At 68.3% G+C, this 13,388-nt stretch carries 12 protein-coding genes; 10 read left to right on the forward strand and 2 right to left on the reverse strand.

Going from position 1 to position 13,388, the window contains the following annotated elements; translation table 11 throughout:
• Positions 1 to 21 precede the first annotated feature (21 nt).
• The 9 genes from H7A87_RS01000 to H7A87_RS01040 all read left to right on the forward strand — a co-directional run bounded on the left by H7A87_RS01000 (position 22) and on the right by H7A87_RS01040 (position 9,510).
• On the forward strand, positions 22 to 654 hold the full coding sequence (locus tag H7A87_RS01000) for a ParA family protein (RefSeq protein WP_104585765.1): 633 nt from the start codon (positions 22 to 24) through the stop codon (positions 652 to 654).
• A 14-nt stretch (positions 655 to 668) separates the two neighbouring features.
• Entirely contained in the window at positions 669 to 1,145 is a 477-nt protein-coding gene (locus tag H7A87_RS01005; RefSeq protein WP_016904234.1) for a histidine phosphatase family protein, read from the forward strand.
• Between the two features lie 3 nt (positions 1,146 to 1,148).
• Positions 1,149 to 1,721, forward strand: a complete 573-nt coding sequence (locus tag H7A87_RS01010; protein WP_104585767.1) for a YceI family protein — start codon at positions 1,149 to 1,151, stop codon at positions 1,719 to 1,721.
• Positions 1,718 to 3,736 (forward strand): phospholipase D family protein, encoded by a 2,019-nt coding sequence (locus H7A87_RS01015; RefSeq protein WP_119129271.1) that lies wholly within the window; start codon positions 1,718 to 1,720, stop codon positions 3,734 to 3,736. The genes H7A87_RS01010 and H7A87_RS01015 overlap by 4 nt, the downstream gene beginning before the upstream one ends.
• Before the next feature lie 273 nt (positions 3,737 to 4,009).
• A complete protein-coding gene (locus H7A87_RS01020) occupies positions 4,010 to 4,438 on the forward strand; it encodes a hotdog fold thioesterase (protein WP_115675620.1) in 429 nt (142 codons plus the stop codon).
• 21 nt (positions 4,439 to 4,459) lie between these two features.
• A complete protein-coding gene (locus tag H7A87_RS01025) occupies positions 4,460 to 5,359 on the forward strand; it encodes a lysophospholipid acyltransferase family protein (RefSeq protein ID WP_180496848.1) in 900 nt (299 codons plus the stop codon).
• Positions 5,360 to 5,422: 63 nt separating this feature from the next.
• Positions 5,423 to 6,409: an alpha/beta fold hydrolase gene (locus H7A87_RS01030; protein WP_104585454.1), complete on the forward strand. Its 987-nt coding sequence runs from the start codon at positions 5,423 to 5,425 to the stop codon at positions 6,407 to 6,409.
• A 58-nt stretch (positions 6,410 to 6,467) separates the two neighbouring features.
• Complete coding sequence (locus H7A87_RS01035) at positions 6,468 to 8,540, forward strand: tetratricopeptide repeat protein (protein ID WP_119129273.1); 2,073 nt, start codon at positions 6,468 to 6,470, stop codon at positions 8,538 to 8,540.
• A 358-nt stretch (positions 8,541 to 8,898) separates the two neighbouring features.
• Entirely contained in the window at positions 8,899 to 9,510 is a 612-nt protein-coding gene (locus H7A87_RS01040; protein ID WP_115675622.1) for a YbhB/YbcL family Raf kinase inhibitor-like protein, read from the forward strand.
• 243 nt (positions 9,511 to 9,753) lie between these two features.
• Here H7A87_RS01040 and H7A87_RS01045 read toward each other — a convergent pair whose 3' ends face one another.
• Positions 9,754 to 10,566: an META domain-containing protein gene (locus H7A87_RS01045; RefSeq protein ID WP_119129274.1), complete on the reverse strand. Its 813-nt coding sequence runs from the start codon at positions 10,564 to 10,566 to the stop codon at positions 9,754 to 9,756.
• A 136-nt stretch (positions 10,567 to 10,702) separates the two neighbouring features.
• Complete coding sequence (locus H7A87_RS01050; protein ID WP_119129275.1) at positions 10,703 to 11,503, reverse strand: undecaprenyl-diphosphate phosphatase; 801 nt, start codon at positions 11,501 to 11,503, stop codon at positions 10,703 to 10,705.
• A 220-nt stretch (positions 11,504 to 11,723) separates the two neighbouring features.
• Between H7A87_RS01050 and glnA the strand changes: the two genes are divergently transcribed.
• Entirely contained in the window at positions 11,724 to 13,133 is a 1,410-nt protein-coding gene (gene glnA / locus H7A87_RS01055) for a type I glutamate--ammonia ligase (RefSeq protein WP_006449210.1), read from the forward strand.
• The last annotated feature ends 255 nt before the right edge of the window (positions 13,134 to 13,388 follow it).

The following is a 13,388-nucleotide window of genomic DNA, read 5'->3' on the forward strand; positions in this document are numbered from 1 at the left end:
GCTCCCGGAAGCGAGGCGTGCATGAAGACAGTCCTGGTGGCCGCCTCCAAAGGCGGCGTCGGCAAGACCACGATCGCCACCAATCTGGCCGCACATGCGGCCCTGCAGGGCCAGCGCACCGTGCTGGCCGACGCCGATCCGCAAGGCTCGTCCACGCGTTGGGCGCAGCGTCGCGCCAGCCTGGAAAGTGCGGTGCTGCCGATCGATGCCACCCGCCGTCGCAACTGGCAGGCCGCGGTGCCCGACGGCACCGACCAGCTGATCATCGATGCCCCGGCCGGTGCAATGGCCGATGACCTGAGCGGCTTCCTCGACCACGTCGACGCCATCGTGGTGCCGGTGCTGTCCTCGGCGCTGGATATCGAAGCGGTGGTCGGCTTCCTCAACACGCTGGCCAAGGTGCCGCGCGTGCATCAGCGCAAGCTGCCGGTGGGCCTGGTGCTCAACCGCGCCCGCCCCTGGACCCAGACCTCGCAGCAAGCTGCCGAGATGATCGGCGCCTGGCCCTATCCCCTGGTGGCCCAGCTGCGCGACACCCAGGCCTATGTGGTCATGGCCGGGCTGGGACGCAGCCTGTTCGATTACCGCTCGGCGCAGGTGCGCGACCATCAACAGGATTGGGAGCCGCTGTTCAAGTGGCTCAAGAAATCCTAGACCGGAGTGTTTTCATGCGCGAACTGATACTGCTGCGACACGCCCACGCCGAGCCGGCCGATACCGGCCAGGCCGATCTGGACCGCCCGCTGTCCCCGCACGGCATCGCCGAGGCCGAATCGGCTGGCCGCTGGCTGCGCGAGCAGCGCCTGGTGCCCGACCGCGTGCTGTGCTCGCCGGCGCGGCGTGCGCGCGAGACGCTGGAAGCGGTGCTGGAGCTCACCGGTTATATCGAACAACGCCTGGACGAACGGATCTACGACGCCACCCCCGGCACCCTGGCCAGCCTGGTGGACGAACACCGCGATGCCGAGCGGCTGCTGCTGGTCGGCCACAACCCCGGGCTGGAACGGCTGGCGGCGCTGATGCACAGCGGCCAGACCGGTGACTACCGCGGCATGCCGACCGCCGCGATCGCCCTGCTGGCACTGCCACTGGACGCGGCCATCGAACCAGGCATCGCCCGCCTGACCGCCTTCTGGTGGCCTTGATCCGTGCCATCGTCGCTGCGCTGGTTTGCCTGGCTCGCGCTCTGGGTCGCTCTTCCCTGCGTGGCGCAGCAGAAGCTGCATTCCATCGATCCGGTGCAATCGCGCTTCGGGTTCGAGATCAGGACGCGCTTCGGCATGAAGATCGAGGGGTTCTTCCCGCGCTTTCGCGGTGAACTGGCGGAATTGCCGGACGGACGCCAGCAGGTGCGTTTCCGTCTGGATGCCACGCAGGTGGAAATTCCCGGCAAGGATCGCTACACGGCGTGGATGCGCGGCGAGGATTTTTTCGACGTCGCGCAGTATCCGGTGGTGGAATTCGAGTCGCGTCCCTACGCCGAGGAGGTGGTGAAGAAGGGCGGTGACATCACCGGCAACCTGACCATTCGCGGAATCACCCACGTCGAGACCCTGCATGTGGTGCCGGCTGAATGCGCGCGGCCGGGCTATGATTGCGATGTGATCAGTCGAGGTACGGTCCTGCGTGGACGTTACGGAATGAATGCGTGGCAGATGGCCCTGGGCGACAGGGTGACGTTCATTCTGCGTGGGCGGCTGCAGGAGGCGCGGCGCCCGTGAGGTTCCTGTTGAGGGTGATTGTGCTGGCAACGCTGTTGCTCGGCACCGGATGTGCCGGCCTGTCACAAATCGAACGCAACCGTGCCGCCGGGGTGGCCGCCGCCGCCCGCAGCACCGTTGTCAGCTGCACGCAGGCCAATCGTTGCGCCCAGCCCTCGCCGCTGCGCGCGCTGGGTGGCGAGGCGATCACCGCCTCCACGCCGGCCGCGCCGCGGCATTACGCCACCATCGTCGACCATGGCGAAGAATCACTGGTGGCGCGGCTCAACCTGATCCGCAGTGCCACCCGCAGCATCGACCTGCAGACCTACATCTTCGACAAGGACGACAGCGCGCGCATGGTGCTGGATGCGCTGACCGATGCGGCGCAGCGCGGGGTCAAGGTGCGCATCCTGATCGATCAGCTCTCGGCGATCGCCGATCTGCAGATTCTCGGTGCACTGGCCAGCACCCATGAAAACCTGCAGCTACGCATCTACAACCCGACCTTCGGCAAGGTCAAGCTCAATTACTTCGACTATGCCGGCAGCGTGGTGTGCTGCTTCCGTCGCTTCAACCAGCGCATGCACAACAAGCTGCTGGTGGTGGACGACGTGCTCGGCGTGGTCGGCGGGCGCAATTACCAGGACGACTATTACGACTGGGACAGCGAGTACAACTTCCGCGACCGCGACGTGATCCTGGCCGGGCCGGAAGTGCGTGCGATGGCGGCCAACTTCGACGCGTTCTGGCACGCGCGCCGCAGCGTGCCGGCCGAGCGTCTGAACGATGTCGGTCGCCTGTTGCTGGAACAGGGCGCACCGAAGATGCCGCCAGCCACGTTCCGCCGCCCCGAGCGGGTGGAACGGGTCGACCAGGAGGCGCGCGATCCGCAGTTCGTGCGCGAGGCGTTCGTGGCCCCGGCCATGCCGGTGCAGCGCGTGCTGTATGTGGCCGACCTGCCGCAGAAGCACCGCAAGGAACACACCGCCAAGGCGGTATCCACCGCGCCTGAGCTGGACGGCCTGATCGCCAATGCGCAGCAGGAAGTGCTGCTGCAGACGCCCTACCTGGTGCTGTCCGACCAGGCCCAGGCAATCTTCCGCGCACTGCGCCAGCGCCCGCAGCCGCCGCGTATCGTGGTGTCCACCAACAGCCTGGCCGCCACCGACAACCCGATCGTGTATGCGCTGTCGTACAAGTTCAAACGCCGCAACATGCGCGAGCTGGGCTTCAACGTCTACGAGTTCAAGCCGTTCCCGCTGAATGCACCGGTGGACTACGCCAACCTGGTGCCCGATCCGTTCAACCCGGAGGCGGCCGAGCCGGCCGACGACGATAGTCGCGTCAATCGGGTGATCGGCGGCAGTGCGGCCGGCAATGCGATGCGGGGCAGTGGCGGTGGTGGCGGCACGGCCGGCAGCGCAATCCGCGGCAGCGGGGGCGGCGCGGGCCGCGCGCCCGGCGGCAGCGAGGTCGATCGGCGCGTGCTGCGCACCGAGACGCGGCCGTCGTTTCTGGGCACGCGCGCGGTCAACAAGCCGCTGCCGGTGACCCGTGCCGGTGCGCGCATGGGCCTGCATGCCAAGTCGTTGGTGGTGGACCGCCGCATCGGCGTGATCGGCACGCACAACTTCGATCCGCGCAGCGAGAACTACAACACCGAAGCGGCGGTGGTGATCGACGATGCGCGCTTTGCGCAGGCGCTGGCGGCCAGCATCGCGCGCGACATGGCGCCGGAAAACGCCTGGACCGTGGCCCCGCGCGAAAAGCCGCCGGTGCTGAGCGGATTGAACTACAGCGTGGGCAAGGTGTCCGAAGCCTTGCCGGTGCTGGATTTCTGGCCCTGGCGCTACGCCACCAACTACGAGTTCCAGCCGGGGCCGGGTTGCCCGTTCCCGCTCAAGCGCCAGGACCCGCAGTTCCGGAAGTGCTATGTGGCGGTAGGCGATTTCCCCGAGGTCAACGTCGGCCCGAAGTGGCTGCTGGTGCGGATGCTGACCGCCTTCGGTGCGGGACTGGTGCCGATCCTCTGATCGCAGCGGCGCCGGTCCCGGCGCCGGCATCGAGACGGCGCGTGGTCGTTGGTGCATCGTGGAGAGGCGCCGCCGCAGAGGCGCAGTACGCTGAACCAGGTCGCGTCACGCCGCCAGCCGGTTGAAAGCGGCCGTGGCGGCTCTGCTTGCAGGGGCAGTCACAGTGGTTGCACCAGCCCCCCGCGCCGCGGATGCTTTCCCGATTCCCGATTCCCGATTCCCGATTCCCGATTCCCGATTCCCCCAATCCCCCAATCCCCCAATCCCCAGCCTATGACCTTCCGCGAACCCGTCGACCTGGCCGCCCTCAACGCCTCCAGCCGCGACACCTTGATCGAACATCTGGGCATCGTGTTCACAGATGCCGGCGACGACTGGCTGCGCGCCACCATGCCGGTGGATGCGCGCACCAGGCAGCCGTACGGCCTGCTGCATGGCGGTGCGTCGGTGGTGCTGGCCGAAACCCTGGGCAGCAGCGCCGGCAACCTGTGCGTGGACATGACCACCCGGATGTGCGTCGGGCTGGAGATCAATGCCAACCATCTGCGCGCCGCCACCGATGGCTTGGTCACCGGCACCGCGCGCGCGGTGCATGTGGGGCGCAGCACCCAGGTCTGGGACATCACCATCGACAATCCGGCCGGCAAGCGCGTGTGCGTGTCACGGCTGACCCTGGCCGTGGTGCCACGCAGCAATGGCTGAGCACGCCGTGCAAGTGCATGGGTGGAACAGCGCCACCCGCCGCGGGCACTGCGCGCAGGCCACGCTGCTGTCACAATAGTTGCGCTTCCTTCCCCTGGTACCGGTCCCGTTCCGTCAATGAGCGAGTCATCCCTGGACGCCACGCGCGACGCTGGCGGCGTGCTGCGTTGGTTCCGGTACCTGTATCGGGTGCCGCTGTTGCTGCTGCATCTGAGCATCTGCCTGCCGATCACCATGCTGTGCGTGGTGGCGCCGCCGCTGGCGCGCATCCGCACCGGCCCCGACGACACCCTGGACGAGCTGATGATCCGTTGGTGGCAGGGCAACCTGATGCGCGTGTTCGGCTTCCGCCTGCGTCGCTTCGGCACCCCGCTGCCGGGCGCGACCCTGTTCGTGGCCAATCACGTCAGCTGGGTCGACATCTCGATGCTGCACAGCCAGCGCGTGATGGGCTTCGTGGCCAAGCGCGAGATCGCCGGTTGGCCGCTGGTGGGCTGGCTGGCGACCAAGGGCCAGACCATCTTCCACCAGCGCGGCAATACCGAGTCGCTGGGCGGCGTGCTGCAGGAAATGCTGCAGCGCCTGCGCAGCGGCAAGCCGGTGGGCGTGTTCCCCGAAGGCCGCACCCGTGGCGGTACCGAGGTCGGCCCGTTCCATGCGCGCATCTTCCAGGCCGCGGTCGAGGCCGGCGTGCCGGTGCAGCCGGTGGCCCTGCGTTACGGCGAGCGCGGCAATGCGCAGGCCGTGGTGGCGTTCGGCGAGCGCGAGAGTTTCTTCGCCAATATCGTGCGCCTGCTCGGCGAGCCGTCGCGGCTGGCCGAGGTGTTTTTTCTCGAGCCGATCGGTGCGCTGGATATCGACGGACGTCGCCGCCTGGCCGATACCTCGCGGCAACGCATCATCGCGGCGATGGAGTCCTGAGCCGACGATGCAAGCGCGCATCCTCCCTGCGGCCGGCACCCCCTTGTCCGGCCCGATGAGCGCATGAACGCCTCCGACTATCTGCCGCCGCGCTGGCTGCGCAATCCGCACGTGCAGTCGGTGCTGGGCAGCAGTGCCTTGCGCCGGCTCCGCAGCCGCCAGCTCTTGGCCGCCAGCGGTGCGGTCACCAGCGAACACATCCTCGACGGCGGCGACGGCGTGCGCCTGCAGGGCTGGATGAGCATCCCGCCCGGCGATGCCCCTGTGCGCGGCACGGTGCTGCTGCTGCATGGCTGGGAAGGCAGCGCCGATTCCAACTACATGCGTCTGACCGCCGCGCGCCTGCTTGGCCTGGGCTATCAGGTGTTCCGGCTGAATTTCCGCGACCATGGCGGCACGCACCACCTCAACGTGGACCTGTTCCACTCCGACCGCATCGAGGAAGTGGTCAATGCCGCGGGCGATCTGTGGCGGCGGTTTCCCGCGCCGCAGCTGCTGGCGGCGGGCTATTCGCTGGGCGGCAATTTCGCGTTGCGGCTGGCGCTGCGTGCACCGGCGGCCGGCCTGCCGCTGGCGCGCGTGGCGGCGGTATGCCCGCTGCTGGACCCGGCCGCGACGATGCTGCAGCTGGAAAAAGGCCCGCAGTTCTACGACTGGTATTTCCGCCGCAAGTGGCGCGAGTCGCTGCTGCGCAAGCGCAAGCTGTTCCCCGACCAGCATGGCTACGACGACGCCACCCTGGCGCTGGACATGCGCGGGCTGATGGCCTGGCTGGCCGAACAGCACACCGGGCATGGCTCGCTGGAAGCGTATTTCGACAGTTATTCGATCGCCGGCGAGCGCCTGGCCGGCCTGCAGGTGCCGGTGGACATCCTGATGGCCGAGGACGATCCGGTCATTCCGTTCGAGGATTTCGCCGCCTGGCAGTTGCCGGCGCACGCACGGCTGGAAATCGCACGCTGGGGCGGCCACTGCGGCTTTCTGGAAAACGCCCGCGGCGACGGATTCGCCGAGCGCTGGGTGGCCGAGCGGCTGGCCGCGCAGGTGTAAGTCGGCGCCACCCCGCGCATCGTTACAATAGGCGTTTGTCCTGGACACGCCCACCGCCATGCAAGACGCCATTCTTCAAGCCCTGCGCCGCAATGCGGCCGACGATGCGGTGGCGCTGGCCCGCGAGTGGGTCCTCGGCGCGCCCGAGAGCGCCGCCGCGCATCGCTGGCTCGGCCTGGCCCTGCAGCAGCAGGGGCAACCGGCGCCGGCGCTGGCCAGCATCGAAACCGCGCTGACGCTGACGCCGGAAGATGCCGACCTGCATCTGCTGCGCGCCGGGCTGCTGCTGGCCACGCGCGCGCTGTCTGCGGCGGACGACGCGTTGTCGCGTACCACCGCGCTCGACCCCAATCAGTTCAATGCCTACGTGATGCAGGCGCATCTGGCGGTGGCGCGTGGCGATCTGGACGAGGCGCAGCGGCTGAGCCGCACCGCCGCGCGGCTGGCGCCCGAGCACCCGCAGTTGCTGGCCGTCGATGGCGTGGTGGAGCTGCGCCGCGGCCAGGGCGATCGCGCACTGTCGCTGCTGACCCGCGCCGCCGAGCAACTGCCGGATGACCCGCGGGTGATGTTCGCGCTGGGCTTTGCGTATCTGCAGAAGGAACACTTCGCATTTGCCGAGCGCGCCTTCGAGCGCGTGGTCGAGCTCAACCCGCCGGGCACCGCACTGCGCGCCTTCATCGCCCAGCTGGCCCAGCGCCAGGGCCGCCTGGACGATGCACTGGCCGCGATGCAGGGCGTGTTCGCCCAGCCCGGCGGCGACATCCCGGCCATGCGCCGGCTCGCCGGCGAGATGGAACTGCAGGCCGGCCGCCCCGACCAGGCCGCCGCGCACCTGCGCCTGGCGCTGGCCCATTGGCCGGCCGACCGGCGCACCTTGCACGCCTTGCTGACCGCCTGGGAGCGGCTGGGCGCGGTGGACGATGCACGCGACACCCTGGACGCGGCGCTGGCCACCTCGGCCACGGCGCACGACCTGTGGCTGGCACGGCTGGCGGTGGAGCCGGTTGGCGGGCCGCAGGCGCAGGCGGTGATCGAGCGCTGGCTGCTGGCCATGCCCGAGCATCTGCCTGCGCTGGAAGCGCTGATGCGCGTGCACGACATGCAGGGCCATGCCGAACAGGCCGAAATGGTGGCCCGCCAGATCGTGGCGGTGGAGCCGGGCCGCATCAGCGGCGAGCAGCGCATCGTCGAAGCCCTGCTGGAGCGGGACCCGCCGGCGGCGATCGCCTGCGTGCAGTCGCTGATCGACTCGCTGCCCGCGCCCCAGCAGACCGTGCTGCGGCCGTGGCTGGGCAATGTGCAGGACCGCGCCGGCCAGCCCGACGCCGCCGTGGCCACCTGGATGCAGTTCCAGCGCGAGCAGGCCCAGCACCGCCTGCCGTTGCCGCCGCAGGCCGCCAGGCAGCCGATGCAGTGGCCGGACATCGGGACCATCCCCGAGACCGTGACGGCACGGCCGCTGTTCGTCTTTGGCACGCCCGGCTCGCATGTCGAACGCCTGATCGCGGTGATGGGCGCGGCCACCCCGCTGGTGCGCGACGACCGGTATGGCACCACGCCACCGTCCGATGCGCTGCAGAGCTACCGCACGGTCGAGCAGCTGGCGTCCGGCGAGCTGGCGCCGATGGCATTGGTGGAAGGCTGGAAGGCGCAGCTGCCGCGGCGCGGCATCGACGACGGCAACGTCATCGACTGGCTGCTGTGGTGGGACAACACCCTGCTGACCGCGCTGCGCCCGCACCTGCCCGAAGGCCGGCTGGCGATCGCGCTGCGCGACCCGCGCGACATGCTGCTGGACTGGCTGTCGGCCGGCGCGCCGGCACCGCTGGCCGTGCAATCGCCGCAGCAGGCCGCCGACTGGTTGCTGGCGGCGCTGGAACAGCTCGCCGTGCTGCACGAGCGCGACCTGTATCCGCACCGGATCATCCGCCTGGACGGCATCGAGAGCGACCCGCAAGGCATCTCCACCGCGCTGGAGCAGGCGTTCGGCCTGCGCTTCCCGCTGGTCGAACCGCGCGGCCCGGCCCGCCTGGCCGCGGGGCGCTGGCGCAGTTACCGCAGCGTGCTGGGCGCGCAATTCGATCTGCTGACGCCGATCGCGGTGCGCTTCGGCTACCCGCAGGACTGAGCGCCGCCCGCGGCAGCTCGCACACCCGTAGGAGCGGCCCCGGCCGCGACCGGGCGTTACAGGGAATGCCTCCGCACCGATGAGGCGTTCCCGATAAAGCCCCGTCGCGGCCAGGTCCGCTCCTACGGGGCTGGGTATCGACTGGATATCGCGCTTCTTGTCGGGGCGCGGGGGGGGGGGAGGGTGCGCCAAGCAGCACGCGTACGCTGCAGCTGGCGCCGGCGACCGCAGTGTTCGGCGGTGTGATGCGGCGGCAGCGATAAACCCGACCGCGCACCAGAGGGTTCCATGGCGATGGCTTCCTCTGCGACGCGGACCCAGGCACCCTGGTCGGCCTCATTCCCGCGGAGACTCCTGCATGCGCCTGACCAGCAACAGCATCGAAAACGGCAAGCCGATCGCGGTGGAATTTGCCGCCGGAACGCCCGAGGGCTTTGCGCCCAACCGCAACCCGCACCTGGCCTGGAGCGAAGTGCCGGCCGGCACGCGCTCGTTTGCGCTGCTGTGCCTGGACCCGGATGTGCCGACCGTGCCGGAAACCGTGGGCCGCGACGACGTGCAGATCCCGGTCGATCAGCCACGCACCGATTTTGTGCATTGGGCGATGGCCGATATCCCCGCCGACGTGCATGCGATCGCCGCGGGCAGCTGCAGCGACGGCTTCGTGCCCAAGGGCAAGCAGCAGCCGGCCGGCCCGGCCGGGGCGCGCCAGGGCCTGAATTCGTATACCCAGTGGTTTGCCGGCAATGCCGACATGGCCGGCAATTACCTGGGCTACGACGGCCCGTACCCGCCGTTCAACGACCTGCGGGTGCACCGCTATTTCTTCCGCGTGTTCGCGCTGGACGTAGCGCAGCTCAGCCTGCCTGAGACCTTCACCGCCGCCGATGTGCTCTCGGCGATCCAGGGTCACGTACTGGCCGAGGCGGCCCTGCACGGCACCTACACGTTGAATCCGGCGCTGCGCTAAGTGCAGATCACCACCACTGCACGGCCACCAGGCCGCGCGGTGGTGGTGACAGGGAAGCTGCAAGCGCCGCAACCGTGATGTCAGGGCGATCAGCACGTGGGTCACCCGGGCGCCTCAAGCAGAGCAGGCTGCCGCTTCCGAAGCGCCATTGCATAACGGTCACGCAATACTTCGCCGCTTCCCGCTTCCCGCTTCCCGCTTCCCGCTTCCCAATTCCCAATTCCCAATTCCCAATTCCCAAAACTACCCACTCGCCTCGATCATCTGCTCCAGCACGTACACCGGCGCAGCGTCCGTGCCCGCGGCGGCCGGGTAGCGGGTGACGCGCAGCAGGGTACGGACGCCCGCCTCGTGCTCGAAGCCTTCGATGCTGCCATCGAAGGGCTGCCAGGCGCGGGTCGCGGGCTGTCCATCGGCGCCTTGTTCGCGCAGTTGCAGGCAGTGGCGCGCCGGGTCGGACCGACAGGGCACGGTGTCGGCGGCCACTTCGATCAGCAGCGTCTGGCCGGGGCCGCCATGGCGGGTGTCGGCGGTGGCGACACCGTCGAACACCAGCCGGGTGCCGTCGCTGCGGGTCAGGGTCAGTTGCGGTGTGGTCTGCGCGGTGTTCAGCGCCACCGCGAAGCGACCGGACAGCAGCTCGCTGGCGGCGCGTTCCTGGGCCATCCGCCGCGGTTGCGCGCACAGGCGTTTGCTCGACACCACCCGGCCGATCTGCAGGTGCGCCTGCGCCAGGCTGTAATCGGCGCCCAATGCGTTGCAGGTCTGGCTGACCTGGATGCGTTGATCGCGAAAATCCAGCTGCAAGGGCGCGGTGCCGGCGACGAACAGGCTGCGCAAGGCGGTGCCATGCGCGTCGCTGGCCTGCTGCAGCTGCCAGTGTTGCGCCTGCAGGGCAGCCTGCAGCGGAGCGTTGGCGGCAGCCGCTGCGGCGACCGCAGCCGACTCGGCGGCAGCAGTGTCGGCACCGGACCCGGGCAGCTCCGGCGCGGCGCCCGACCCGCAGGCCGTCATGCCCGCTGCCAGCAGTGCAGGGGCAAACAACACGGCACGCATGCGGCAGCTCCCGGTGATCGATATGTCAGTGATACCGCCACCGCGCGGCCAGGGCAATGACGCAAGTCACTGCCCGGCCATCTGCCCTGCACCTCGCGTCCGGTTCAACCGGCACGACACGCAGCCGCTAGCGGTCTCAGGCCAGCGCCGGCAGCCACAACAGCAGGGCGGCGCCCAGCGCGATGCGGTAGACCGCAAACACCGTGAAGCGGTGCTTCTTGATATAGCCCAGCAGCCACTTCACCACCACAAAGCCGGTGATGGTCGCCGCCACGAAGGCCACCGCCACATCGGCCCAGTTCTCGCTGCCGAAGCCGCCTTCCTTGTACATCTCCAGCAGGGCGTAAGCGCTGGCCGCGAACATGGTCGGGATGCCCACCATGAACACGAAATCCGCCGCCGCCGAGCGCTTGCTCAGGCCCAGCAGCATCGCCAGGAAGATCGCCGAGGCCGAGCGCGAGGTGCCGGGGAACACGCCGGCCACCACCTGCGCCAGCCCCACCGCGATGGCCACCTTCCAGGTCACCACGTCGCGCTCGGGCAGCTTGCTGGCGAAGTGCTCGGCCACCAGCATCCACAGCCCGCCGATCAGCAGCGCCCAGGCCACCGGATGCACGGTTTCCGGCAGCTGCCAGCCGGCCTTGCGCACGATCAGGCCCACCACCGCAGTCACCATGAAGGCCACGCCGACCTTGAGCACGTAGTCGCGATTGGCGCGCTCGCCCAGGCCGGTGGCCAGGGCCCACAGCTTCTGCCGCAGTGCCAGGCAGATCGCCAGGATCGCGCCGGCCTGGATGACGATGTTGAAGAAGTCAGAACGGCGTCCGAGCCCGAGGGTCTCTTCGGCGATCAGCAGGTGGCCGGTGCTGGAGATCGGCAGGAATTCGGTGAGGCCTTCGAGAATGCCCAACAGCAGGGCGGAAATCAGATCGGACATCGGACTGGAGAGGGGATGGGGGAGGCGTCAGGATAGTGCATTGCGGCATGCACCATATCGGTGCAACATGCGACTGGTTAGCACCTTAAGGGTGCTATCGCTGCGTCAGCGGCCTCAAGCGAAGCAAGCAAAATCAACGACTTGTGAAGGTCCGGCGCTTGGCATGGTCCCTGCTGTAGCTCCGCCCACGAGCCACTTAACTCTGCAGAGGTTTCTTCCGATGTCCGTGGAAAATGTTGAAAAGCTGATCAAGGACAACAAGGTCGAGTTTGTCGACCTGCGCTTCGTCGATATGCGTGGTGTACAGCAGCACATCACCTTTCCGGCCAACATCATCGAGCCGGCGCTGTTCGAAGAAGGCAAGATGTTCGACGGCAGCTCGATCGCGGGTTGGAAGGGCATCAACGAGTCGGACATGGTCCTGCTCCCGGACGCCGGCACTGCGTATCTGGATCCGTTCTTCGCCGATCCGACCATCGTGCTGACCTGCGACATCCTCGATCCGGCCACCATGCAGAGCTATGAGCGCGACCCGCGCGGCATCGCCAAGCGCGCCGAGGCCTACCTGAAGTCCTCGGGCACCGCCGACCAGGCGTTCTTCGGCCCGGAGCCGGAATTCTTCATCTTCGATTCGGTGCGCTTTGCCAACGACATGGGCCACACCTTCTTCCAGGTCGGCTCGGAGGAGGCTGCCTGGAACACCGGCGCCAAGTACGACGGCGGCAACAGCGGCTACCGTCCGGGCGTGAAGGGTGGCTACTTCCCGGTGCCGCCGACCGACACGCTGCACGACCTGCGCGCGGAAATGATCAAGACGCTGGAACAGGTCGGCATCGAGACCGAAGTGCACCACCACGAAGTGGCCACCGCCGGCCAGTGCGAGATCGGCACCAAGTTCAGCTCGCTGGTGCAGAAGGCCGACGAACTGCTGACGATGAAGTACATCATCAAGAACGTCGCCTACCGCAACGGCAAGACCGCGACCTTCATGCCCAAGCCCATCGTGGGCGACAACGGCTCGGGCATGCACGTGCACCAGTCGCTGACCAAGGGCGGCGTCAACCTGTTCTCCGGCGACGGCTACGGCGGCCTGTCGCAGATGGCGCTGTGGTACATCGGCGGCATCTTCAAGCACGCGCGCGCAATCAACGCCTTCTCCAACTCCGGCACCAACAGCTACAAGCGTCTGGTCCCGGGTTATGAGGCACCGGTGATGCTGGCCTATTCGGCCCGCAACCGCTCGGCCTCGTGCCGCATTCCGTGGGTCACCAACCCGAAGGCGCGCCGTATCGAAATGCGCTTCCCCGATCCGTTGCAGTCCGGCTACCTGACCTTCACCGCGCTGATGATGGCCGGCCTGGACGGCATCAAGAACCAGATCGACCCGGGCGCCCCGAGCGACAAGGACCTGTACGACCTGCCGCCGGAAGAAGAGAAGCTGATCCCGCAGGTCTGCTCCAGCCTGGACCAGGCACTGGAAGCGCTGGACAAGGACCGCGAGTTCCTCAAGGCCGGCGGCGTGATGAGCGACGACTTCATCGACGGCTACATCGCGCTGAAGATGCAGGAAGTCACCAAGTTCCGTGCTGCGACCCACCCGTTGGAGTACCAGCTGTACTACGGCAACTGAGTTCCACCGCGGTGATGGCGGAGGCCCCCCCTCCCACCTCCGCCATCGCCGCACACGTTCGATCGGTCCACGGCATCGGCCGTGGATCGTAGGGGATTGAGAGAGCACACAGTTCGCGACGCGCGGGCCTGACCTCTCCCACGAGGCGGATGCATCGGCATCGGCCGAGGTCTGCGTAATCGCGAACGCGCGGATGCCGGGGTTGGCATCCAGGTGAATGACACCGCCGGGCGGCGCAATGCCGGCCGGTCTTTT

Source organism: Xanthomonas sp. CPBF 426, from assembly GCF_903989465.1.
In the GTDB taxonomy this organism is placed as follows: domain Bacteria; phylum Pseudomonadota; class Gammaproteobacteria; order Xanthomonadales; family Xanthomonadaceae; genus Xanthomonas; species Xanthomonas euroxanthea.

What these genes read in the sequence shown, in the direction of transcription:
- H7A87_RS01020 (WP_115675620.1), top strand. Translation starts at nt 4,010, where the DNA reads ATGACCTTCCGCGAACCCGTCGACCTGGCCGCCCTCAACGCCTCCAGC.
- H7A87_RS01030 (WP_104585454.1), top strand. Translation starts at nt 5,423, where the DNA reads ATGAACGCCTCCGACTATCTGCCGCCGCGCTGGCTGCGCAATCCGCAC.
- H7A87_RS01050 (WP_119129275.1), bottom strand. Translation starts at nt 11,503, where the DNA reads ATGTCCGATCTGATTTCCGCCCTGCTGTTGGGCATTCTCGAAGGCCTC.
- H7A87_RS01035 (WP_119129273.1), top strand. Translation starts at nt 6,468, where the DNA reads ATGCAAGACGCCATTCTTCAAGCCCTGCGCCGCAATGCGGCCGACGAT.
- H7A87_RS01000 (WP_104585765.1), top strand. Translation starts at nt 22, where the DNA reads ATGAAGACAGTCCTGGTGGCCGCCTCCAAAGGCGGCGTCGGCAAGACC.
- glnA (WP_006449210.1), top strand. Translation starts at nt 11,724, where the DNA reads ATGTCCGTGGAAAATGTTGAAAAGCTGATCAAGGACAACAAGGTCGAG.
- H7A87_RS01045 (WP_119129274.1), bottom strand. Translation starts at nt 10,566, where the DNA reads ATGCGTGCCGTGTTGTTTGCCCCTGCACTGCTGGCAGCGGGCATGACG.
- H7A87_RS01040 (WP_115675622.1), top strand. Translation starts at nt 8,899, where the DNA reads ATGCGCCTGACCAGCAACAGCATCGAAAACGGCAAGCCGATCGCGGTG.
- H7A87_RS01005 (WP_016904234.1), top strand. Translation starts at nt 669, where the DNA reads ATGCGCGAACTGATACTGCTGCGACACGCCCACGCCGAGCCGGCCGAT.